Source organism: Burkholderia mayonis, from assembly GCF_001523745.2.
Taxonomy (GTDB): Bacteria; Pseudomonadota; Gammaproteobacteria; order Burkholderiales; family Burkholderiaceae; genus Burkholderia; species Burkholderia mayonis.
In genome coordinates this window covers 2,553,580-2,576,512 of sequence record NZ_CP013387.1, presented here as the reverse complement: position 1 = coordinate 2,576,512, position 22,933 = coordinate 2,553,580, and the positions used below count along the sequence as shown (strand labels likewise).

Here is a 22,933-nt window from a genome sequence, read left to right as displayed (position 1 = left end):
CAGGAGGACGCCATGTCACCCGAAGCTTATCTGCAGATGGCCGAAACCGAGGCCACGCACTGGTGGTTCCGTGCACGGCGCGACATCCTGCGTGCATTGCTGGCGGGGCTCGCGCTGCCGGCCGGTGCACGCATTCTCGAGATCGGCTCCGGCACGGGCGGCAATCTCGGGATGCTCGAGGCGTTCGGCGCGGTGAGCGCGCTCGAGATGGACGAAACCGCGCGCGCGCTCGCGAACCAGAAGACCGGCTGGCGATTCGACATCCGCGCGGGCCGCTGCCCGGACAACGTGCCGTTCGGCGACCAGCGCTTCGATCTGATCTGCTTCTTCGATTGCCTCGAACACATCGAAGACGACGCGGCCGCGCTGCGCCGCGTGAGCGAGCATCTCGCGCCGGGCGGCGCGATCGTCGTCACCGTGCCCGCGTACCAGTGGCTGTGGAGCGCGCACGACACGTTCCTCCATCACTACCGGCGCTATGACCGCGCGGCGCTCGCACGCTGCGCGCAGGCGGCCGGCTGCACGATCGTACGGAGTTCGTACTTCAACACGCTGCTGTTTCCGCTTGCCGTCGCCGCGCGGATGGCCGACCGGCTGCTGCATCGAGCGCGCTCGAGCGGCGACGCGATCGGACCACGTGCGGTCAACTCGACGCTCTATCGCATCTTCCGCACGGAACGAGGCTGGCTGCCGAAGCATTCGCTGCCATTCGGCATGTCGCTGTTTGCGGTCCTGACGAAGCGGGACGCGCCGCGATGAGCTTCGTCGCCGACATCGGCATCGGCGCGCGGATCGTGCGCTTCGGCGTGTCCGGCGCGTTGTCCACCGTGCTGCACGCGACGATCGCCGGCACGCTGATGGGTGCGTTCACCACGACCGCGGTGCAGGCGAATGCGATCGCGTTCGTCAGCGCGACGGGCGCGTCGTACCTGCTGAACACGCTGTGGAGTTTTTCGGCACCGCTGCGCTGGCGCAACGTCATGCGCTTCCTGATCGTGTCGGCGGCCGGATTGATGCTGACGATGGCGATCTCGCGCGGCGTGCAGGCGCTCGGCGTCGCGGCCGCGTGGAGCATCGCGGCCGTCGTCGTGCTCGTGCCGCCGTTCACGTTCGCGATGCATCGAATCTGGACGTATCGCTGACGTCGGCGGTGTATATCGGCGCGGGCGGTGCTCTGCGCCGCTGCTCGCTGAACAGCGCGTCGAGCGCGATGCGTCTCGACGAACGGTGTCTTGCTGACGACGTAGCGGAAATGCTTGTCGATGCCGATGCCGCGATTGAGCCGCGCTTCGGCGAGGCTTGGGCCATGCGCGAGTCCACGGGCGACGAGCTTCAGCAGATAGTCGTGACCGCCGCTCGCGAGACGGCGCTCGACGCTCTCGTCGATGTCGAAGATCGCGGCGACGAAGCGGTCGAAATCTTCGCGACGAGAGGGCAAGCGTGCCTTTCATGAACACGGCTTGCGTGGTGCCGAGCGTTTCGAAGCGGATCCGCGCGCCGTAGCTGGCGATGTAGCCCGCTTGCTCGAGCCGCTTCACGCGGATCTGGGCGGGCTCGGCGACAGGCCGGCCACATCGGCGAGTTCGGTTTTCGTGATTCGGCTGTTTTTTTGGGGAGTTCTGAAAGGATGCGCCAATCTATCCGATCAAGCTTGCAGTCGCGGCTCATGGCCGAACACCGGCCGGTCGTCGGGAAAGGGACGGGGCGCGCGGCGCGGCGTCGCGGCGCGCGCCCGCCGGGCGCGTCGACTCGCCGGCTCGCGGGCATGCCGTCGACCGTGCGCATGCTACCCACGTCGCGCCCAGGCTGCGTCGTCAAAGTGCGCCGAAAAAAGCGTGCGCGCCGTGTTTCGGTTCCCGCAGGCTGTATTTTGTGCTGAGCGGTTCGTCCGGCGGGTGAGCAGACCGCGCCGACTCAGCGCTTGCTGAGCAAAATGCGCCCGGCGGCGTGCGGTCGCGCCGTCGATGCCCGCGTTCGGCTCGAAAGCGCCGCGCTGCACGGTACCGCGCCATGCCGCGCCCGGTCGCTCGATCGCGCGCTCGTCGCACTGTCACGGACTCCATATCAGATACGCGGCACCCGGCGCCCGGCTTCGGGTGTCCGTCGCGTCGCGCTCTGCATCGTCCGGCATCGTTCGTGCGCCGTTCGACTCCTTTCATCCGAATCTCCCGTTTTCGGCACGTCGCCTGGCTGACGATCCCGAATTGCCTGAAGAGCGGCTCCGGCGCGTTCACGGACGGCGGCGGCTCTGCCGCTCGATTGCATACGTGGATCAGGGTTATACCGGCGAAGCGGCTCAGCTGGCAGCGCAAAACCACGGCATTGAATTGGAAGTGGCCAAGCATACCGAGGCCAAACGCGGATTCGTGCTGCTGCCCAGACGCTGGGTGGTCGAGCGCAGCTTCGCGTGGGCCACGCGTTTTCGCCGCCTCGCGCGTGACTATGAACGCTGGCCCCAAACGCTGGCGGGATTCCGTTTCCTCGCCTTCACCTGTCTGATGCTGACAAAAATCATCGACCTCGTCCATATAGGTTCATGACATCTATAGTATTACTGTGTCACAAAGTAATTCGTGGATTGGCTTGTTCGCAGCATGGGCAACGCGCGAGTCTGGCGATGAGCGCCGAGGCGATGTGATGGCGCAGTGCAGTAATCGAATCAGGAACGTGACGCTGGGCGCGCTGGGCTTCCCCGTGGAATGTAATCTTCGGGTAGTGCAAAGACTTGGCGTGCGACGGCGTTTTTTGTAGCGCCGGGCGTCTTGCCGGCGGCGATTCGTTCAGCGACGAGAAACCCGTAAGCCGCGATGCTCAGGACCGCATGATGGTGGAATCCGCGCCAGCCACGGCCCTCGTAGTGGCCGAGACCCAGGTTCTGTTTCAGATCCTGATAGTCACGCTCGATGCGCCAGCGCATGTGTGCTTTGGCCACCAGTTCGGTTAATGGGATATCCGGCGGCAGCGTGGAGAGGAAATATTTCAGCGGCTCGGCATCGCCCGCGAGCCACTCGATCAACAACCATTGCTCAGCATGCAAACGGGCGCGGCCCCGGTCGCCTCCGGCGTGGCATACCCGTACTGCGGCAAATCGACCGCTGAGCATGTTGTTGCTGCCTTCGCGCCAGCGTACCGTCTGGAATACGGTTTCAGGCAGCGCGCGGGCCAGATCCTTGACCTTCATTGGCTTGCGCTGCGCTATTTCCCGCAGCCTCACGGGCGGGCGGCCACGACCATCATAGGGCTCAGTCGGCAGCGGTTCGATGCCGGGCGGCCAGACAACCACTGCCGATGTGATGCCCACGACATAGTCCAACCCCAGTTCGCCCAGACGCTGACGAAAAGAGGTGTCGACTCCATAACCTGCATCGGCCAGCACACAGTGCCGCGGTGCGCCTGCGGCCAGCAGGGCTTCCAGTTGTTGCAGGGCAATTTCCGTCTTCGTGGCAAATGTCACCTCCGGCGGCACGCCGGCCTTTTTACGCCGCTGCGCATCCTCAGCCCACTCCTGAGGCAGATACAGGCGCCACGCCACCGGGATGCTCGCCTGCTCGTTCGCCAGTGAAATGCTCACCGCGACCTGGCAGTTGTCCTGCTTGCCCGATACGCCGCAATACTGCCGCGCTACACCAACCGAATGCTTACCTTTCTTCGGAAAACCCGTGTCGTCAATGATCCAGAAGCCGCCTGTCGAGAAATTCATTTTCGGAACCACCCACTGACAGACCCTGCGCAACATCTCGTCGTCGGACCATTCCGCTTTCGCGACAAAGTGATGCAGAGCTTGGTGACGTGCGCTGACATGCAGCGGGTCGATTCCTGCGGCCATCGGCTCAACGCTCTTGCGCGACAGCGGCAACATCAATCCCGTGCAATAACCATGCAGCCCGGCACGCCGATCCGCGTGCCCGAGACCCGCCGCCAAATGCTCCATGTATCGCTCAAACCGCTCGCTCGCGCTCATCGCTTCTCATGAACAGTGCCAAGGTACGCTCATTATATATTTTTTGTGACACAGTAATGATATTTCGACGCGGCCCCTTCACTATCACTCAGTTGTGCCTCGACCAGTCGCAACACCGCCTGCGACTGAAAATTCGCCGCCAACTGATCGAGCTTATCCACCAAGGGCTGGTAGCAGGCATCGACTTTGACGATCTGCACCGCGCGACGACGCAGTTCGCCAAGTTTGCCCGCCAACGCCAGGGGCAAACGCGCTCTTAGGTCTGGAGTCAGAGTGCGAGCAGATAATCTCCAGGCCAGCCGAACAGCGGATCAGCTGCGAAGCCACGGAGGTTCAGAGGGCGATTCGGTTGAATGCAGCAGTAACCTTCGATGGTGCTGTCGAGCGTACCGGTCTTGTCCAGGATGATTGACGGGTGCAATCTGCGCACGACGACAGACGGGTCCCACGTCGTTTCCTTGCCGCGCCAGCGCGCGCCTTCCTTGATGAACGACGCGCGTATGGTCGTACAACTGCGACTCGTATTTGAACTTACAGCCCAATCCGAGTCGAAGCGGGCGCGAATCTCGATTGCACAACGTCCGGTGCAGCCGACCACGCGCTCCGCTCCCAGCGTCCGTCGTACTTCGACAACCGTGTCGCGGCGGCCGGTGACGATTGCAAGTGCGACCTGCGGCGGCGGGGTCTGCTTGAGCAGGTTTTTTGCATCGCTTCGCGCTGGACAGAGACTGCGGTTCATCCCGAGAGCTTTCGCTATCTTTGCAACTACCCGGCCGCCCGTGATGACATTTTCCCGACTGAATGCGCACATAACCGGAAGGCGTAGAAAAGCAAAGGGCAATGCACGGCGTATGATGTGCAAAGCAAATCCGTAACCGGGCAATAGCGAAAGCACCAAGCCATCGTCACTGGATTTTGTCCCAGCGGCGTTGCAAGCCATGAGTTTGCGATACGACCACGCTTTCAACTCAAGCAGTTCAGCGGTAAGCGTTTGGCGCCATATCGAGATCGGCATGCGCGAGTCTCTGGTCGCCAGAAGCAGGTTTTCCAATGCGGGTTGATCGTCCAGAAGCGTTTCGAGGGCGGCCAGCGCGTCCAAGTCGAGTTGACGCGCCCGAAGTGTATCGAGCGGTGCCGAATGGTTAACCGATCCACCCGATTCGCTGCGCAACTGAGGCCTCGTGTACGTAATGATCTGCGATTCCATCAAGGAAGCTCCAAGCCAGTTGTCCGATCAGTGCGCCATGTTCCAACGTCATCGGTTCCAGAGTGTACGGGCTGAGGAGCGTCGCAAGTTCGTCGGCGTCGTCGCAGTGTCCACAATCCCGATCGATGTGGTCGTGGTCGCGCATCCCGACAATGATCTGTGCGGCTCGCGCAGAGGTCTTCCCGACTGCCTCATAGAACGCATCGCTGTTGTCCCGCAAGGACCCCTGCAAACAGATCTGCGCCAGGCAGTAGGCTTTCCAGTCGGCCCGTGCCGCGTCGACCAGCGCGCCGACAAAAGATCTCGTGGTCGGAAGCGGACGCCAAGCTGCGAGATTGACACCTTCGGGCAAATGACGTTCCAGAATCGACGCGTGACCCTGCTCTTCCTTCATATGGTGCACCATCCAGTTTCTGATGCGCTGGTCGGGGCACGATGCGATCACGTTGGCGTTATGACGGGCGGCAGCCCGCAAATAGAAGATGTTCTCCACGATCCAACCCGTCGCGAGTGCAACGGCAGACTTGCCCTTTGCGCTGAGCATCAGATCCCACAGTCGGTGACCATCGATCAGACGCACCCAGTCCCGCGCATGGGTGGGCATAGGATGCACGTCAGGATGCCAACCGGAAGCTGCAAGTTCGCCAAGCGCGCGCGGAACGTCCGCCGGTGGCGCCTTTTCCAACAGAACCACGCTCGACAGCGCGGCGCGAACCGCAAATGTTTGATTCGCCGCGTAAGCCGTTGCATGCATGACACTTGCGGGCCAAACCGGAATGCCCGACCAGAAGCGGTCGCGATGCGCCGCCTGTTCATCGGTTCTTCTAGCGCCCGCATCGTCTTGGGAAAGCAGCAGCACGGCCATGCCCGAGCTTCCTTGCTGAAACGCGGAGAACCAGCGGAACAGCATTTCGGCAACCAGTGTGCTGGCGTTCAACGCGTTCGCAAGCCGGTCAGCGTGGACGGTCGGACCGAGCGCACGCAGAACCTCGCGCCAGGTTCGACCATGGCCAAGTTCATAATCTACGGCGACATGGCGCTTGAATGCCTCGACAGTCGATGCGGGCAACAGACGGCGCTGCACCAGCATGTCGTGCCACTGCAGGACGCAATCTCGATTGTTTGCGGTCGATTCCAACAGGCCGGAGCAGACCGCAGCGGAAAGAGGGTCGTGAGTTGCCACGTCACGCATCAGATGGATCAGCTCAATGGTGCGCGGATCGGGGCGAACCGATCGGGCTGTTTCGGCAGACACGCCCAATGTCTCAAGCGCATGCTCGAAGTAAATCGCATGATTGCTTTCTTCAAGCAGGTGGCGGGCAAGGATCTCTGTGATATCGCCGTCGGGATAACTGCAGGAAATGCCTGGGGCCATGCGGGCGGGAGCTGCCGCGAGATAATGCCGAGTTTCGATGAGGTAAGCGAGGAGTGGCTCGATGATATTCTCGCCAGAACGGAACTGTTCCCACAGAGGATGGGAGAACAGATAGTCCATAGCCGCATCGAATTGCTCTTCGATAATTGTCTCGGCGATCTCGATGGGAAGATCATGTTCGATCAGGCTTAGGTCGAGCGTCCGGCCGATGCGCGTGACAAGCTCAGGTTGAGGCGCCTCGCCATTGCCAATCAGTAAATTATCGATTCTGAAAACCCGCTTTCCCGAAATGTCCAAAAAAAACGGGACTGTTCGCCGAAGCTCCATCGCTATTTCCCCTTGCCGCAGGCGCCGAGGGACCATGGCGCCTGCGCGAGCTGAAGATGATCATTCGACGACTGCGGCACGCAACGCGGAAGCGGCTCGCTCAGTGGCGACGACGATCGCCTCGAGTTGCTGAATATCTTCCTCGCTAAGTTTTCCTTGGCGCAGGCGCGTTTTGACTTCGGCGAGCTTTTCGCGAGTCGGGAATTCAGTAATCTTTGAACTTTTTTGCTCCATGGCATTTCTCCTTTAGCTCGTGTTCGCGATGCCGGATGGCGCGTCGCTCTAGAAGCATAGAGCCTCTGGGATGAATATGCCAAATGTAAAAACCGATTTGACTTGCGAAACTTAAGTTTCAATTTTTCGATGGATTGATGATGAATGTGAGAAATTGTTGTAAAAATGTTTTATTTTGAGAAATAAATATTTATTTGTTCATTTCGGTAATTGCGGGATTGCTTGTTAGGGTATTCGATTTCATAAAAATGTACTTCGATATCGTCTTGAATTTCCATGCGTGCGTGCTAGTGTTGAATGGCTTCGGGCGTGCTTCGCGTCGTCGTCTGTCAGTGACGCGAAACGTCAGTTACGGAAGGAGCGCCTTGATTTTATGAATGACCAATAGGCTGACCCACCTTGCGATCCGAAAATAACGTTGCTTTTCTTCGTTTTAAAGGTGCTTTAATTCAATTGCGTAAACTAAGGAGAGTGAAAATGAGTGAATCCAGCGCAAAAGTTTCTGAATTGGGGGCAAGTGATCCGGCAGTGAATCTTGCAAAGAATCTGTCGACGGATCTTGCGCGCAACCTTGCGGAAGATTTGGGACGGAATTTCGCCCAGGATCTGTCTCGCAATCTGGCTCAGGATCTGGGACGAAATCTGGCGCAAGATCTGGCCCGCAATCTGGTGCACGATCTGAGCCGCAACTTCGCCCACGATATCTCCCGCAACCTTGCCCAAGATCTTGCGCGCAACGTCGCGCAAGATCTGAGCAGAAATCTTGGGCAGGAAGTAACGCGCAATGCGGCGACCGATGTGAGCCGCAATCTGGCCCAAGACCTGGCGCGCAACGTGGCAACCGACATCAGCCGCAATCTGGCCCAAGATCTGGCGCGAAACGTGGCAACCGACATCGGCCGCAATCTCGCCCAGGATCTGGGTCGAAATCTGGCGCAGGATCTGAGTCGTAATCTGGCCCAAGACCTTGCCAAGGCGCAGTACAAGGCTTGATTGATTTCGCGATCAGCTTGGCCTGATCACGGAATTCACATGCTCGAGTCGCTCGTGCCGAGCGCTCGAGCATTAACGGCGTGTAGATGCCCGATTGCCATCTCGGAGTTCAATACGGCATCAAGCAACGCTTCTTCGCTGTTCGCGTGGTAGTGCGTACACGGGTGACGTTGAACTCGTGGCACTCACTGTGTGTACCGCACTGCAGCGTCGCTGCCGCTTTCGCAATCGGACTATCGGTCGAGTTTGGGCGTGGACGTGCGTCCGGATACGCCCGGTGCAGCATCCATTCTGTTGACGGAAGGCAAAGCCCTGAGTGCGGGCAGATGGTTTCCATCGTGCGTCGCGACAAAAACGAAAGCATTTTTTGCCGGATGTGTTGACTCAACCTCTTCGATTCTCGATAGGTGACTCCATATGGCAACAGACAACGCCCCGTTCACATTCTCCGATCTGATTGCCCCGCTCAGTGCAGATCAGTTCTTTTCCGAATATTGGGAAGCGAAGCCGATGCATCTCTCGAGGGGACATCAAAGGCACTACGCGCAATTGATTTCGGCGGGCGATGTTGAAACCATGCTAGCCAAGCACGACATTCGCCATCCGGGAATCCGGCTCGCGAAAGCGGGCCGCTATCTTGCCCCTGACACTTATTCAATAGATTTGCACTATGGAGACGATCTGTTTCGCGGCGTTCCTGATCTCGATACGGTATACGCTCACTATCGGACCGGCGCCTCAGTGATCTTGCCGGCCCTCCATCGAACGTGGCCCCCGCTGAATCTGCTTTGCGCCGCCATGGAGGCCGAACTCAATCATGTGGTGCACACCAACCTGTATATGACTCCAGGCGGCACGTCGGGGTTTTCCGCGCACTACGATGCTCATGAAGTGTTCATTTTGCAGATCGATGGCCTAAAGCACTGGCGAGTGTACGAGCCGCCTCTACTGCTTCCACACCATACGCAACCCTTTTCTCCCGCGGGATATCAGCTGCCCAAGCCCATGCTCGAAATCGATCTCATGCCGGGCGACGTTCTGTACCTGCCGCGTGGCTATGTTCACGATACGCTTACGAGCAGCGCCCATTCGGTCCATGTCACGCTTGGCATCAGTGTCTACACGTGGGTCGAATTGATCGCCGAAACACTGGCTGCCTGCAAGGAGCGAGTCGATCTTCGTCGGGCTTTGCCGCCCGGCTTTGCAAACAATCCGGAATCCGTTGCACATCTGGCATCGTCGCTCCACGAGATTCTCGGTACACTCCAATCCCTCGTTGAACCGCAGACCGTAGTCGATACCTTTACGAGAAAAGTGGCGCGCGGCACAATCAGGCGACGCGGTTTCTTCAAACCTCAGGCGACAACCATTGGATCCGATACGCGCCTTTATCGGCTGCCACCCGGTCGATTCCACGTTTCTCAAAACGAAGATCAGATCGTGCTTACCTTTGACGGCAAATCGATGACTTTGCCGGGTTATGTGCGCGACGCGATCGCCACCATCACGGAAAGCGAGTCGTTTCTGGTCCGGGATCTGGCGTCCGGACTCGGCATGGACGGTTCCGTAACGTTGGCGCACGCGCTCTTTCTTGCAGGGTTCGTCGCAGCGGCGCTAGAGCCGACGGGCACGTGATGTTTCAATGGGGTTGGGGCGTAAGGGGGGCGTGCGGATTCGGGCAGTTGGACCAAGAAGAGGTGAAGGGACTGCTTCTGTTTCATGGAGCCGGTTAGCATTATCTTCAGGATAGGCAGACCAAGGAGACGGATAAGCCAATTATTGGCGACGAACGCGGGCGCTGATCGAATCGCTCCTGCCGCCAGCGAAGCCGTGCGGCTTCAAGTACCCGGGCCGCAAGCGAGTGCTGGACCTGGCGGTATTGACGGACGTCCTGTTCGTGCTGAGGGCAGGTATCGGTTTGCGCGGCTTGCCTGCGGAGATGGGGGGCGGTTCTGTAATGATTTGCGAGACCTGCGCAGGCTAAGCGGCTAACGGGAATACCACCGCCGGCGTTTTCATCTTCAGCGCTTGTTGGGACGTCGATGGTTGCAGAGCTGAATCCGGCCGGCAATCACGTGGCAGGCATGCAGCCGTGTCTATCGTGATGGCCTGCAATCAGGAGATAGACGTATCGCCGATAGGCAAGGTGCGTGGCGAATTGCTGAATCGGGAATGGTTCCGTGCCGTGCCGAGGTCAAGGTACTCAGCCGCCAACGCCAATATGCGTGAAGGGGACAACCGGCTTCATGAACGAGCGTATTTCCACGACTTTCTCGAACACGCAGTCCCACCGCACTGATGAAATGCCCTTCGATCAGCCGCTTGCGATTGCAGGCGGTTGATCGATGTCTACCCTTCCCAGGCCCCGCCGGCGCTCGACCTCGATCGGCTCGCGTTCGTCCGGATCGACGTGCAGTCGCGTGATCGTCGCGATCGGCAGGGCCCTCGGCGCGCAAGCGCAGCGCCGTCAGTTCACTCCAGCGGCGCTCCACGCGCGCGCGACCGTTGCGCTCTCAACCGAATTCACGCCGTACAGGTCATTCGCCGCCTGGATCGATGCGCGCCTTGCGCTCGGGTAGCTGGAGTTGGTGGTCAGGTACACGGTCAGCGTCCGGTACCAGATCTTGCCGGCTTTGTCGCGACCGACGCCGCTGAAGCCGGTGTCGCCGTTGCAGACCAGTTGGCTCTTCGACAGTCCGGTGTCGGTCGCCGGCGCGACCGGGCCTTCCGACAGCAGATAGAAGAAGCGGTTGCCGACGCCCGACGAGTAGTGCGGATCGTGGCGCGGATTGAACCACGAGAAGCCGCCGGACGGATAGCAACTGTATGACCGGCCGTCGAGATCCTGCTTGTACATCTTGCGCAGGCCGCCGCTCGTCACGCGCGCGCCGATCACGTAGTTGCCCGGATCGTTCGGGTTGGCCGCGTAGAACTTGACGAGCGCGCCGAAAATGTCGGACGTCGACTCGTTAAGACCACCCGCATCGCCTGAATAGTTCAGGTTCGCGGTGGCTTCGGTTACGCCGTGGCTCATCTCGTGCCCGGCCACGTCGATCGACACGACTGGCTTCGGCAGGCGGCTGCCCGGCTCGCCGTCGCCGTACGCCATCACGCGCGACGACAGCCATGCCGCGTTCGCGCCGGTCGTGCCGCTGCCGGTGTTGAATACCACGTGGGCGTAGCTCTTCACACCGCGGCCGTCGTTGAAGATGCCGTTGCGGTTGTGCGTGGTCTTGTAGTAGTCCCAGGTCAGCGCGAGGCCGTAGTCGATGTCGGCTGCGACGGTCTGCCGGTCGCTGGTCGTGTTGTTGCCCCACACGTTCGTGCTGCTCGTGAAGATCGGCAGATCGGTGGCCCGCTCGACGTCGTCCGAGCTCAGGCCGCGGCCGTCGTACACCGAGCCGCTGCCGCGGGTCGGATCGAGCATCCGGTACGCGTTCGCGCCGGTCTGGTCGGTCGTCAGCGACAGGTCGCCGTAGTACAGCGAACGGCCGGTGCCGGTCGCGGAGGCGGTCTTGATCAGGTCCTGCGCATCGAGCACGTTGCCCGTGCGCGCGTCGACGTAGTAGAGCACGGCTTCGCCGTGGATGTCGGTCGCCTTGCCATACACGCGCACCGCGTAGGCGAGCGTCGGCGCGACGTCGCGCGCGAACACGACGAGATCCGCGCCCTCGACGCGGCGCACATCCGCGCCGAAGCGCGCGGACGCGACGCGTCGGGCCGCGTCCGCGCCTACGTCGGGCGCGTTGCGCACCACGAAGCGGTCGCCGACCTTGCCGATCTTGCCGGCGAGATTGATCGGCGTGGGCTGGGTCAGGTTCGCCTGCTTCAGTTGCCCCTGGCTCGAGTGGACGACGACGTCGCCGCCGATCACGGGCAGACCCGCGTAGAAGCGGTCGAAGCGCACGTGCTCGGTGCCGTCGGGGTCGATGATCACGTCGCGCACCTGGAACTGGTCGCCCTCCACCGGCGCGCTCGCCTGCGCGGCCGCGAACTTCAGCGTGCGCGCGGCGCTGCCTGCGGCCAGGTTGAAAGCGACCGGGTTCTGCTGGATCAGTTGCAGCGCCCGGTCGACTGCGGCCTGTTGGTCGCCGGCGTGCGCAAACGCGCTGAGACTGGCGAGGGAAATCGCAGTGACGGACAGCAGGCAAGATAGTTTCTTCATGTAGTCCTCCAGATAACGAATACGTAATTATTGAAAACGTATTGAGAGCAAGTACTAAACATGAGGGGTGCTGCGAACTGCAAAGGCATGCTAGGAGGTTAAATTAATATTTACAAGATAATTACCAATAAATTAAATTTTCATTGTGCCGGAATGAATCGAGTCAGGTGTTGGTGAGAAATTTGAAATGATCTCGTGCGGTGCGGCGGGCGCGGCGGGCGCGTCGGTGACACGGAGTCGGCGGCATGCGCCGAGCGAGCGTCAGGCGATTCGATCGTGGAGTGGCGTTGCGTGCGATGCGGCTCGAGCGAAACTTCAGGTGTGCTTGCAGACCAATAACGGCGGTCATGTTTTATTTCATTGGACATTCATTTCAATTGTTAATGGTATTTAGTGAATATTCAATTGACTTATAAAGGCGCGTTTGTCGATTCAGGCGGCCTTGATTTTCGAATGGGCGGCGGATGTCCGGCGAACTGGCCGGCGAACGAATGGCGAAATTGATTTGAAGCGCGAAACGGCGCGGCGTCCGATGACATGCAAAAAATGCGGCTCATCGCATGACGCGATGGCCGTCAACGGCGGACACCGAGGGAATATCCGTAGACACACGTGAGATCCCGCGCCGGATGCGTCCAGCGCGGGGAAGGTCAGTTTCTGCCGGTGATGCTGAGCGCACCGCAGGGGTTCGGCTTGAGCTACACCTTGCCGGCGGCCGGCTTCGTCGCGTCGAATTCGACTGCATGCCGCTGCGCTCGCCGATCTTCACGCTGCTGCCGTCGCGGGATAGCTGGTCAGCGAGCTGCTTGCTACAGACCGCGGGACAGGCGGTCTCCGTGGCGAGCGGCACTGGCGAATCCAGGTGTGACGGTAATACCTATGGCACGTCTCCGTCGTAGATGTGACGATGAGTAAAGCGGGATACCGCGGTCCGGCAAGCGAGATGCCTCGCGTGACGCAGTTCGCGATGGTGAACGGAGTGCTGGTCCGCGATGCAGCATGTAAAGCAGGCGATTGCGCGACAACCTGTCGCTCCTCGCGGGAAAAATCGAGCGGAAACGGTTCGATCGGGCGTCGTTGCAACGAATGCCGAATCAATGCGCGAGTACGGCGGGAGACTTGCCGGGACAATCGCCGCGGCGGGTTCCGAATCGCCACCGATCCTCGTGGCCACTGGCGAACGAGTCGAAATACCGCCGCGCGTTGTCTACGGATGAAAACTCATTGTCGGTTCCGGCCCGGTATCATGTCGATGGCATACCTTGTTGAATCCGTGCGGGAGGAGAGCGTCGTGCATGTCGGTGAGCGTTTCAACAGCATTACCCATCTCGTTGGTGCAGTGCTGTCGGTGGTGGGGCTGGTGACGCTCGTGACGATGGGCGCGCTCGACGGCGACGCGTACAAGGTCGTGAGCTTCAGCGTGTACGGTGCGATGCTGTGCGTGCTCTATGCCATCTCGACGCTTTACCACAGCGTGCGCAGCCCGCGCCTGAAAGCCATTCTGCAGAAATGCGATCATTCGGCGATCTACCTGCTGATCGCCGGCAGCTATACCCCGTTCACGCTCGTCACGTTGCGCGGACCGTGGGGCTGGTCGCTATTCGGCGTCAGCTGGGGGCTCGCCGCTCTGGGCATCGTGCAGGAACTCACGCTCGGGCGGCGCACCCGCATTGTTTCGATGACGCTGTATGTCCTGATGGGATGGCTCGCGCTCGTCGCCATCCGCCCGCTGATCCATGCGTTACCGGCAGAGGGCACCGCCTGGCTCGTGGCTGGCGGCGTCATCTACAGCGCCGGCATCTACTTCTTCATCAACGATGAGCGCATCCGCCATGGGCATGGCATCTGGCATCTGTTCGTGCTGGCGGGCAGCCTGTGTCAATTCGTCAGCGTCGCGCGCTACGTTGCATGACGTACCGGCGATCATGAACGCCGGGTTGGCTGCCTGACGAAAAGCTGTCGTCCGCTTTGACGGTCCTTGCCCGCGTGACGGCGACAACGGTCGGTCTCGGGACGAAGCGGACCTCACGCGGCGGGAGGTCATCGATGTGGGCGGACGTGTGCGAGCGACGTCGCGCCGCATGCGATGAATGGCCGCTTACGGGAATGGCATCGATCTCGAGATCGGGATTGGCGGGATACGACACGCCGCATGCGGGTCAGGGGTTGCCTGTCGATGTTTCTTTCCAAGAACGACTTCTTCGAGCGTTTCATCGTCCAAGGACATCTGTTTTGAGGCGAGCGGAGCCGGCGTACCTCGGAGAAGATGTTTAATGGGGCGCTTCATGGAATGCCGAAGACGACTTTTCCGAAAGCCCCAACGCCGATAGCGTGCCGGGAGCCAGGCAATCGCACGCTTCGCGCCGCGTGACTGTCCGGCCGCTAGAACAACCGCCCCTGCCCCGAGATCACTGACTCGAAATCATCGCGCAGAAACGGGAGAATCGCGTCGGCGACGGGCTGCAACTGGCGGCTCACGTAGAACGTGTAATCGATCGGCGCACGCGGCGTCTCGAGCGGCTCGGGACCCGCCGCCGTCATCACGTAGCTGATCCATCCGCCATGCTGGTACTGGAGCGGGCGTCCCTGTTCGCGATTGAATGCGTCGGCAACGCGTGCGGCGCGGACGTGCGGCGGGACGTTGCGCTGGTAATCGCCCAGTGGCCGGCGCAGTCGTTTCCGATAGATCAGCAACGCATCGAATTCGCCGGCGAGCGTGCGGCGCACGTATTCCCGAATGAAGTCATGGTACGGCTCCCGCTTGAAGACCAGCCGATATAGCTCCCGCTGGAACCGCTGGGCCAACGGAGTCCAGTCGGTCCGCACGGTCTCGAGGCCCTTGAACACGAGTTCCTCGCCGCCGTCCGGTGCGACGGTTAGACCGGCGTAGCGCTTCTTGCTGCCTTCCTCCGTGCCGCGAACGGTCGGCATCAGGAATCGGTGGTAGTGCCGCTCGTATTGGATCTCGAGTGCGCTGTCGAGTCCGAAGCGGGCCTGCAGATGCGTCTGCCACCAGCGATTGATGTGGCCGACGAGCGCGCGGCCGATGCGATCGGCTTCTTCGCTGGCGTGCGGGCATTTCAGCCAGACGAACGTCGAGTCGGTGTCGCCGTAGATGACGTCGTAACCCTGCGCCTCGATGAGCTTGCGCGTCTCGTGCATGATCTCGTGACCGCGCATCGTGATCGACGACGCGAGCCTCGGATCGAAGAACCGGCATCCGGACGAACCGAGCACGCCGTAGAACGCGTTCATGATGATCTTCAGGGCCTGCGACAGCGGCTGATTGCGCTGGCGCTTCGCGAGCTCGCGGCTTTCCCAGACGCGACGCACGATGTCCGGCAGGCAATGGCGGCTGCGCGAGAAGCGGGCGCCGAGAAAACCGGGCACCGATTCGCTGTCGTCGGGATGGCTGATGCCCTCGATGAGCCCGACCGGATCGATCAGGAAACTGCGGATGATCGACGGATACAGGCTTTTGTAGTCGAGCACGAGGACCGAATCGTAGAGTCCGGGCCGCGAATCCATCACGAAGCCGCCGGGGCTCGTCTGTCCGGTCACGTCGCCGAGATTCGGCGCGACGTAGCCCAGCCGGTGCATCTTCGGCATGTACAGATGCGTGAACGCCGCGACCGATCCGCCGATGCGGTCCGCCGGCAGTCCGGTGACGGTCGCGCGTTCGAGCATGAACGGCAGTAGATCCGCTTTCTCGAAAATGCGCGTGACGAGCTCGCAGTCCTTCAGGTTGTAGCGAGCGAGCGCGGGCTTGTCGTGATCGAACCGGCGCTGGATTTCGTCCATGCGCTGGTACGGGTTGTCGATCGCCTTTCCTTCGCCGAGCAGCGATTGCGCGACATATTCGAGACTGAATGACGGGAAGGTCCAGGTCGCGGATTTCAGCGCGTCGATGCCGTCGATCACGAGCCGCCCGGCCGCCGTCGCGAAGAAATGATCGGGCTGCTGGCCGTGCGCCCGCCAGTCGAGCACGCTGCCGCCGCGTCCGAGCCGCAGCGGAACCCGATGCTGCTCGGCGTGCGCATGCAGCACGCGCAGGTCGAATTGCACGAGATTCCAGCCGATGATCACGTCGGGATCGTGCCGCGCGAGCCAGTCGTTCAGCCGCTCGATCAGCGCGGGCCGGCTTTCGCAGTATTCCAGCAGAAAATCGACGTTGCCGTTGCCGTTGCCGTTGCCATCGCCATCGCCATCGCCATCGCCATCGCCGTTGGCCGGGCCGAGCATGAAGACCTGCCGCTGTCCGCATCCCTCGAGCGCGATCGAGTAGAGCTCGCTCTGGGCGCTCGTTTCGATGTCGAGCGACACGCATCGCAGTGTCGGGCGATAGTCGCTGCCGGTTTTCAGCTCGCCGTCGAGTAGTGTGCCGTCGCTGTCCGGCACCCCACGGAATCGGACCGGCGCTGTGATGAAGCGCTCCATCATGTAGCGCTCCGGCGGAAGGACATCGGACTCGTAGACGTCGACGCCCGACTGGTTCAGGCGCTTCTTCAGGGCGGCGAGATGGCGGTATCGACGGCAATAGAGACCGACGACCGGGCGTCGGCGGAAGTCGCGCAGCGGGAGGGGGCGCAACACGGCGTCGGTGTCGCCGTTCAGCGTGCGTTCGGCCTGTTCCTGTTGCTCGGCGGGGATGAACGCGACCGATTCCTGCGTGCGCAAGCGGACCCGGCGCGGGCCGCGCTCGGTCGCCAGCCAGAACTCGACCTCGGTGCCCTTTGCCGTATCCCGCCAGTGGCGGGTGAGAATGAAGCCCTGTTCGAATTCCGTCAAACCATACTCTCGCTATCGACACGCAGCCGCGGGATTGTAGCGCCGGCGGCGGGGCGCGGCACGCGACGGCGCGCGGATTCGGATTTCGTCGGCTGATTGCGAGGCGAGGCGGCGCTCGTCGTCAGTGACGGCGGGCGTATGCCACATGCGGCTGCCGGAGGGTTCCGGCTGGGGCCGTTGCCGCGAAGGTTCATGAAGCCGCATACACGACAGGCTCTATGCGCTTGCACGATATATCGCATGCAACGCGCATCGGGCTCGTGCATCCGCCCGATGAATCCCCGGCGCGACATCCATACCATACGACTCACACGATATGAATGATCCGGAGACGCGTATGGACCACCCCTCTTCCGTTGCGGCGCGACCCGCGTCGGATCCGCTGAACGACGGCTATCGCAAGGTCACGTTCCGGCTGATCCCGCTGATCTTCGTCTGCTACCTGTTCAACTACCTCGACCGCGTCAACGTCGGCTTCGCGAAGCTGCAGATGCTGAGCGACCTGCAGATGAGCGAAACCGTCTACGGTCTCGGCGCGGGCATCTTCTTCGTCGGCTACGTGCTCGCGGGCGTGCCGAGCAATCTGATTTTGCGGCGCGTCGGCGCGCGCGTGTGGATCGCGATCATCATGGTCGCGTGGGGCGCGCTGTCCTCGTCGCTGCTGTTCGTGAAGACGCCGGCATCGTTCTACACGCTGCGCTTCCTTACCGGCATCGCGGAAGCCGGCTTCTTTCCGGGCATGGTGCTCTATCTGACGCAATGGTTCAGCGCCGAGCATCGCGGTCGCGCGATCGCGCTCTTCATGTCGGCGATTCCGATCTCCGGCGTGATCGGCGGCCCGCTGTCCGGCTGGATGCTCGACCACTTCTCGGTCGGGCAAGGCGGACTCGCGGGCTGGCAGTGGCTGTTCCTCTTGCAGGGCGCGCCGACGATCCTGCTCGGCGTCGCGGTGTTCGCGTTCCTGCAGGACCGGATCGACGACGCGCGCTGGCTGTCGGACGACGAGAAGGCGGCGCTCAGCCGCGCGCTCACGATCACCGCGACCGATGCCGCCCGGTCGTCGTCCGGACAGCCGCAGCGGATGCGCGACATCCTGTGCAACGCCGCCGTCTGGAAATTCGGCATCGTCTATTTCAGCATCCAGATGGGCGTGTACGCGATCAACTTCTGGCTGCCGTCGATCATCCGTTCGCTCGGCGTCGGCGGCAGCGGCGCCGTCGGCTGGTTGAGCGCGATCCCCTATCTGTTCGCGAGCATCGCGATGATCGCGGTCGGCAAATCCGCCGATGCGCGCCAGGAGCGCCGCTGGCATTTGAGTGTTCCGATGGCGGTGGGCGTCGCGGGTCTGCTGGTGGCCGCGCAGTCCGGCAATGCGATCGTGCCCGCGATGATCGGCCTCGTGCTCGCGACGGCAGGCGCGCTCACCGCGCTCGCGATGTTCTGGCCGCTGCCGACCCTGGTGCTGACGGGCACGGCGGCGGCGGGCGGCGTCGCGCTCATCAACTCGCTGGGACAGGTCGCGGGCTTCGTGAGTCCCTACATCGTCGGCTGGATCAAGGACGCGACGCAGCGCACCGATCTCGCGCTCTACATCCTGTCGAGCACGATGGTGGTGGGCATCGTCCTCGTGATGCGCACGCACGCGCGTCGCGCCGGCCGCTGAAGGGCGGAAGGCCGCGCCTTTCGCCATTGCATTCGCACGCGACAGCGTGCGTCATCGAAGAGGTTCGCTCATGAAGATCGTGATAGCTCCCGACTCGTTCAAGGAAAGCCTGACCGCGGTCGAAACGGCGCGGCAGATCGAGGCCGGGTTCCGTGAAGTGTTCGCCGACGCCGATTACCGATGCCTGCCGATCGCCGATGGCGGCGAAGGCACGGTCGACGCGCTCGTGACGGCGGCGGGCGGCGAGCGCCGCGTCGCGAACGTCGGCGATCCGCTCGGCCGTGCGACGCGCGCCGCGTTCGGCATCCTGTCCGACGGCACCGCGGTCATCGAGATGGCCGAAGCGAGCGGCCTGCATCTCGTGTCCCCCGACCTGCGCGATCCGCGCATCACGTCGAGCCGGGGCACGGGCGAGCTGATCCGCGCGGCGCTCGACGCCGGCGCGCGGCGTTTCATCGTCGGTCTCGGCGGCAGCGCGACGAACGACGGCGGCGCGGGCATGCTGCAAGCGCTCGGCGCGCATTTCGCCGACGCCGACGGCGGGCCGATCGGCGCGGGCGGCGCGCAGCTCGAGCGCCTCGCGCGCATCGACGTCGCCGGTCTCGACAGCCGGCTCGCGGATTGCGCGTTCGAAGTCGCGTGCGACGTCGACAATCCGCTCGTCGGGCCGAACGGCGCGTCGGCGGTGTTCGGCCCGCAAAAGGGCGCGACGCCCGAGATGATCGCGCATCTCGATCGCAACCTCGCGCATTTCGCGGCGATCGTCGAGCGCGACGTCGGCCGGGCCGTTGCGCAGCTACCGGGCGGGGGGGCGGCGGGCGGTCTCGGCGCGGCGATGTCCGCGTTCCTGAATGCGACGCTGCGGCCGGGCGTCGAGATCGTGACCGACGCGCTGCGGCTGCGCGACGCGATTCGCGGCGCGAGCCTCGTCGTGACGGGCGAGGGCTGCATCGACGGCCAGACGCTGCGCGGCAAGGCGCCCATCGGCGTCGCGCGCATCGCGGCGGAATGCGGGGTGCCCGTCGTCGCGATCGGCGGCGCGGTGACGGGCCAGGCCGACGCGCTGTATCGGCACGGCATCGACGCGATCTTCGCGTCCGTCAGGCGCGCGTGTACGATCGACGAAGCCCTCCGCGACGCGGCGATCAACGTTCGCTTCGCTGCCCGCAACGTCGCGGCGGCGATTCGCGTCGGCTGGCATCTCGGCCGGCACGCGTCGTCGCGGCGCGTCGCGTAGCGCACACGCATCGGCCGCCCGGTCGCCGGCCGGCCGAATTCATCCGATCCACTTCTCTGCTCTGCACACGGATATGCGAAACGAAAGCCACACCGACCGCGCGCGCCGCCGTTCGACGAAGATCGTCGCCACGCTCGGCCCGTCGAGCTCGACGGAGACCGTCATCGAGGCCCTCGCGCGCGCGGGCGCCGACGTCTTCCGCCTCAATTTCAGCCACGGCACGCACGCCGACCACGCGTCGCGTCATGCGGCCATTCGCGCGATCGAGGCGCGCCTCGGACATCCGATCGGCGTCCTGCTCGACCTGCAGGGCCCGAAGCTGCGCGTCGGGCAATTCGCGGGCGGGCGCGCGTCGATCGTCAAGGGCCGGCCGTTCGCGTTCGACATGGACTCGGCGCCCGGCGACGCGCATCGCGTGGCGCTGCCTCATCCCGAGATTTTCGACGCCGTCCGGCCGGGCCATCTGCTCCTCGTCGACGACGGCAAGCTGCGGTTCCAGGTGCAGGCCGTGTCGGCGGGACGCATCGAGGCGGTCGCGCTGCTCGATGGAATCGTGTCCGACCGCAAGGGCGTCAGCGTGCCCGACGCGACGCTCGCGATTCCGGCGCTGTCGACGAAGGATCGCGACGATCTCGCGTTCGGGCTGTCGCTCGGCGTGGACTGGGTCGCGCTGTCGTTCGTGCAGACCGCGCAGGACGTGCACGACGCGCGCGCGCTGATCGGCTCGCGCGCCGCGATCGTCGCGAAGATCGAAAAGCCGCAGGCGGTCGAGAACATCGTCGACATCGTCGACGCCGCCGACGCGGTGATGGTCGCGCGCGGCGATCTCGGCGTCGAGATGTCGCTCGAAGACGTGCCGAGCGTACAGAAGCGGATCATCCGGCTCGCGCGCGCGGCGGGCAAGCCGGTGATCGTCGCGACGCAGATGCTCGAATCGATGACGCTCGCGCCGACGCCAACGCGCGCGGAAGCGTCCGACGTCGCCGCGGCCGTCTACGACGGCGCCGACGCGGTGATGCTGTCCGCGGAATCGGCGTCGGGCCAGTATCCGGTCGAGGCGGTCGACTTCATGCGGAAAATCGTCGCGACGACCGAGGCGGATCCGATCCAGCCGCAGTTGATGAAGGCGATCGGCGCCGCGCACGCGCCGAACGCGACCGATGCGATCGGCGCGGCGATCGAAGTGGTTTCGGATACACTGCGGCTCGGCGTCGCCGTCACGTACACGGCGTCGGGCGCCACGGCGATACGCCTGTCGCGCTTGCGGCCGGGCACGGCGATCCTGAGCCTCACGCCGCGCGCCGACATCGCGCGCCGGCTGACGCTCGCATGGGGCGTCCACTCGCGCGTGGCGGGAGAGGCGGCCGGTATCGAGAACATCGTCGAGATCGCGATCGAAGCCGCACACGCGGAAGGGTTCCCGACGGACGAATGTCCGATCGTCGTGGCCGCAGGCGTACCCTTCGGACATCCCGGCTCGACGAACCTGATGCGCATCGTCTGGCCGACCGAAATGACGCGACGATAGGCTTCGGGGTCCGCGCCGGTCCCGGGGCCGCCTCGACGCCGCTCCTGCTATTCGACCTGACCGCCATGATGATCGATGCCCGGCTCGCGACTGAAATCGTCGCACGCACCGTCGAAGTGATGCCGTTCGATGTGAACGTGATGGACGCGCACGGCCTGATCCTGGCGAGCAGCGACGCCGGCCGCGTGGGCGAGATCCACGCGGGCGCGCAGCTCGCCCTCGCCCGCGAGCGCGCAGTCGAGATCGACGACGTCATGGCCGCGAATCTGAGCGGCGTGCGGCCCGGCATCAACCTGCCGCTGAGCGTGCGCGGCAGGGTTTGCGGCGTGATCGGCGTCACCGGCGAGCCGGACCTTGTCCGCCGGTTCGGCGAGCTGCTTCGCGTCACGGCGGAATTGATCCTCGAGCGCGAGCAGCTGACGCTCGAATTGCGCCGCAACGCGCGCCATCGGGAGGAGTTCGTCCTCCAGCTTCTGAGACGCACCGCCACGTCCGCCGAGCTCGAGGCATGGGCCGATCGGCTCGGCATCGACGTGCGCCTCGCGCATGCGGCGATCGTGTGCCGCCTGATCGACGTCGACGCGGACCCGGAGGCCGGGGTCAGCCAGATCGAAACGATGCAGTCGCAACTGGCGGACGAGTGGCCGCAGTTGCTGACCGCGAAGACGTCGTATCGGGAGCTTGTGATGTTCGACACGATCGATACGCGCGCCGTGCACGACAGCGCGCTGGCGAGGCATGCGGGCAAGCGGCTCGCCGCGCTGGAGAGCACGCTGCGCAAGGTCGCGACGCACCCGTTCTCGCTTGCGCTCGGCATTGCGCTCGAAGGCATCGGCGGCTTCGAACGCTCGCATCAGTGCGCGCTCGCGACGCTTCGCGTCGGCGCGGTGCGGATGCCGCAAAGGGCCGCGCATTCGTACTACGAATTCGTGCTGCCCGTGTTGCTGTCGGCGCTGTCGCAGGGCTGGCAGGCCCAGCAGCTCCGCTTGCCGCTCACGCGCCTGCTCGCGCGTGAACGGCGTTCCGGCGCGCTGCTCGAAACGTTGAAGGCGTGGTACGCGAACGACGGCCACCCGAGCGCGACGGCGGAGGCGCTCGGCATCCATCGCAACACGCTCGATTACCGGTTGCAGCAGATTCGCGATGCGACGGGTCTCGATCTCGGGGCGATGGACGATCGGCTCTGGCTGTATATCGCGCTGCAGACGATGGTGAGCAGCCCTGACGGTTCCGGGGACGACCCCGACGACAAGCGTTCGTCGACTTGAGCGGCGCGGATCGGTCCGGGCCATGAGGGGGCGGGCGAGCCGCCGTCCGGCAAAGAGCGCGGTGGCGCGTCGAACGGAACCGCGCGTACGCGCTACCCGCCCGGAATGAACGGCGCGTGTCGTTCTGCTTGATGGCTACACGAAATCGAATGTGTCGCGGCGCCGCGATAGTTCGAGCGCGAGCGTC

Annotated in this window: 17 protein-coding genes and 1 pseudogene; 10 read left to right on the top strand and 8 right to left on the bottom strand. The window is 63.2% G+C overall.

What is annotated here, in order from left to right; translation table 11 throughout:
- Positions 1 to 12 precede the first annotated feature (12 nt).
- Positions 13 to 759: a class I SAM-dependent methyltransferase gene (locus WS70_RS30440; protein ID WP_059471123.1), complete on the top strand. Its 747-nt coding sequence runs from the start codon at positions 13 to 15 to the stop codon at positions 757 to 759.
- Entirely contained in the window at positions 756 to 1,142 is a 387-nt protein-coding gene (locus WS70_RS30435) for a GtrA family protein (protein ID WP_059471122.1), read from the top strand. The genes WS70_RS30440 and WS70_RS30435 overlap by 4 nt, the downstream gene beginning before the upstream one ends.
- 68 nt (positions 1,143 to 1,210) lie before the next feature.
- Here WS70_RS30435 and WS70_RS33345 read toward each other — a convergent pair.
- Positions 1,211 to 1,668, bottom strand: a pseudogene (locus WS70_RS33345) (Lrp/AsnC family transcriptional regulator); the annotation flags it as partial.
- Positions 1,669 to 1,964: 296 nt separating this feature from the next.
- Here WS70_RS33345 and WS70_RS33765 point away from each other — a divergent pair.
- Positions 1,965 to 2,540: a transposase gene (locus WS70_RS33765; protein ID WP_331457975.1), complete on the top strand. Its 576-nt coding sequence runs from the start codon at positions 1,965 to 1,967 to the stop codon at positions 2,538 to 2,540.
- A 119-nt stretch (positions 2,541 to 2,659) separates the two neighbouring features.
- On the opposite strand, the gene WS70_RS30420 is transcribed toward WS70_RS33765, so the two are convergent.
- From WS70_RS30420 to WS70_RS32060, 5 genes are read right to left on the bottom strand one after another with little or no spacing between them, the layout of a single operon-like run.
- Entirely contained in the window at positions 2,660 to 3,961 is a 1,302-nt protein-coding gene (locus WS70_RS30420) for an IS701 family transposase (protein WP_059471120.1), read from the bottom strand.
- A 32-nt stretch (positions 3,962 to 3,993) separates the two neighbouring features.
- The gene (locus WS70_RS32070; protein WP_156438105.1) at positions 3,994 to 4,209 is read right to left on the bottom strand and encodes a hypothetical protein; all 216 of its coding nucleotides are present in this window, start codon (positions 4,207 to 4,209) and stop codon (positions 3,994 to 3,996) included.
- A gap of 20 nt (positions 4,210 to 4,229) precedes the next feature.
- Positions 4,230 to 5,168 carry a hypothetical protein gene (locus WS70_RS32065; protein ID WP_156438103.1) on the bottom strand — a complete coding sequence of 313 codons (939 nt, stop codon included), beginning with the start codon at positions 5,166 to 5,168 and terminating at the stop codon, positions 4,230 to 4,232.
- Positions 5,104 to 6,870, bottom strand: a complete 1,767-nt coding sequence (locus tag WS70_RS30410; RefSeq protein WP_159082996.1) for a thiaminase II/PqqC family protein — start codon at positions 6,868 to 6,870, stop codon at positions 5,104 to 5,106. Before WS70_RS30410 ends, WS70_RS32065 begins: the two co-directional genes overlap by 65 nt.
- 60 nt (positions 6,871 to 6,930) lie before the next feature.
- Entirely contained in the window at positions 6,931 to 7,104 is a 174-nt protein-coding gene (locus WS70_RS32060) for a hypothetical protein (RefSeq protein ID WP_156438101.1), read from the bottom strand.
- 477 nt (positions 7,105 to 7,581) lie between these two features.
- Between WS70_RS32060 and WS70_RS32055 the strand changes: the two genes are divergently transcribed.
- Together WS70_RS32055 and WS70_RS30400 are read left to right on the top strand one after the other, a co-directional pair.
- Positions 7,582 to 8,097, top strand: a complete 516-nt coding sequence (locus WS70_RS32055) for a hypothetical protein (protein WP_156438099.1) — start codon at positions 7,582 to 7,584, stop codon at positions 8,095 to 8,097.
- 417 nt (positions 8,098 to 8,514) lie between these two features.
- Complete coding sequence (locus WS70_RS30400) at positions 8,515 to 9,732, top strand: cupin domain-containing protein (RefSeq protein WP_059596892.1); 1,218 nt, start codon at positions 8,515 to 8,517, stop codon at positions 9,730 to 9,732.
- 832 nt (positions 9,733 to 10,564) lie between these two features.
- Here WS70_RS30400 and WS70_RS30390 read toward each other — a convergent pair.
- On the bottom strand, positions 10,565 to 12,262 hold the full coding sequence (locus WS70_RS30390) for a M4 family metallopeptidase (RefSeq protein ID WP_059471115.1): 1,698 nt from the start codon (positions 12,260 to 12,262) through the stop codon (positions 10,565 to 10,567).
- A 1,291-nt stretch (positions 12,263 to 13,553) separates the two neighbouring features.
- Here WS70_RS30390 and trhA point away from each other — a divergent pair.
- Complete coding sequence (gene trhA / locus WS70_RS30385) at positions 13,554 to 14,174, top strand: PAQR family membrane homeostasis protein TrhA (RefSeq protein ID WP_059596984.1); 621 nt, start codon at positions 13,554 to 13,556, stop codon at positions 14,172 to 14,174.
- A gap of 470 nt (positions 14,175 to 14,644) precedes the next feature.
- On the opposite strand, the gene WS70_RS30380 is transcribed toward trhA, so the two are convergent.
- Entirely contained in the window at positions 14,645 to 17,050 is a 2,406-nt protein-coding gene (locus tag WS70_RS30380; RefSeq protein ID WP_059596893.1) for a DNA polymerase II, read from the bottom strand.
- Positions 17,051 to 17,387: 337 nt separating this feature from the next.
- Between WS70_RS30380 and WS70_RS30375 the strand changes: the two genes are divergently transcribed.
- The 4 genes from WS70_RS30375 to WS70_RS30360 all read left to right on the top strand — a co-directional run bounded on the left by WS70_RS30375 (position 17,388) and on the right by WS70_RS30360 (position 22,746).
- A complete protein-coding gene (locus WS70_RS30375; RefSeq protein ID WP_059596894.1) occupies positions 17,388 to 18,713 on the top strand; it encodes an MFS transporter in 1,326 nt (441 codons plus the stop codon).
- 70 nt (positions 18,714 to 18,783) lie between these two features.
- Complete coding sequence (locus WS70_RS30370) at positions 18,784 to 19,950, top strand: glycerate kinase family protein (protein ID WP_059471112.1); 1,167 nt, start codon at positions 18,784 to 18,786, stop codon at positions 19,948 to 19,950.
- A 73-nt stretch (positions 19,951 to 20,023) separates the two neighbouring features.
- Positions 20,024 to 21,478, top strand: coding sequence for a pyruvate kinase (gene pyk, locus WS70_RS30365; RefSeq protein ID WP_059471111.1), 1,455 nt, complete (start codon positions 20,024 to 20,026; stop codon positions 21,476 to 21,478).
- A 65-nt stretch (positions 21,479 to 21,543) separates the two neighbouring features.
- Positions 21,544 to 22,746 (top strand): sugar diacid recognition domain-containing protein, encoded by a 1,203-nt coding sequence (locus WS70_RS30360; protein WP_059471110.1) that lies wholly within the window; start codon positions 21,544 to 21,546, stop codon positions 22,744 to 22,746.
- Positions 22,747 to 22,933 lie beyond the last annotated feature (187 nt).

Coding starts and splice junctions, on each gene's coding strand:
- WS70_RS30435 (WP_059471122.1), top strand. CDS start 756: ATGAGCTTCGTCGCCGACATCGGCATCGGCGCGCGGATCGTGCGCTTC.
- WS70_RS30390 (WP_059471115.1), bottom strand. CDS start 12,262: ATGAAGAAACTATCTTGCCTGCTGTCCGTCACTGCGATTTCCCTCGCC.
- pyk (WP_059471111.1), top strand. CDS start 20,024: ATGCGAAACGAAAGCCACACCGACCGCGCGCGCCGCCGTTCGACGAAG.
- WS70_RS30375 (WP_059596894.1), top strand. CDS start 17,388: ATGGACCACCCCTCTTCCGTTGCGGCGCGACCCGCGTCGGATCCGCTG.
- WS70_RS32060 (WP_156438101.1), bottom strand. CDS start 7,104: ATGGAGCAAAAAAGTTCAAAGATTACTGAATTCCCGACTCGCGAAAAG.
- WS70_RS30440 (WP_059471123.1), top strand. CDS start 13: ATGTCACCCGAAGCTTATCTGCAGATGGCCGAAACCGAGGCCACGCAC.
- WS70_RS32055 (WP_156438099.1), top strand. CDS start 7,582: ATGAGTGAATCCAGCGCAAAAGTTTCTGAATTGGGGGCAAGTGATCCG.
- WS70_RS30360 (WP_059471110.1), top strand. CDS start 21,544: ATGATGATCGATGCCCGGCTCGCGACTGAAATCGTCGCACGCACCGTC.
- WS70_RS30400 (WP_059596892.1), top strand. CDS start 8,515: ATGGCAACAGACAACGCCCCGTTCACATTCTCCGATCTGATTGCCCCG.
- WS70_RS33765 (WP_331457975.1), top strand. CDS start 1,965: ATGCCCGCGTTCGGCTCGAAAGCGCCGCGCTGCACGGTACCGCGCCAT.
- WS70_RS30420 (WP_059471120.1), bottom strand. CDS start 3,961: ATGAGCGCGAGCGAGCGGTTTGAGCGATACATGGAGCATTTGGCGGCG.
- WS70_RS30370 (WP_059471112.1), top strand. CDS start 18,784: ATGAAGATCGTGATAGCTCCCGACTCGTTCAAGGAAAGCCTGACCGCG.
- WS70_RS30410 (WP_159082996.1), bottom strand. CDS start 6,870: ATGGAGCTTCGGCGAACAGTCCCGTTTTTTTTGGACATTTCGGGAAAG.
- WS70_RS32065 (WP_156438103.1), bottom strand. CDS start 5,168: ATGGAATCGCAGATCATTACGTACACGAGGCCTCAGTTGCGCAGCGAA.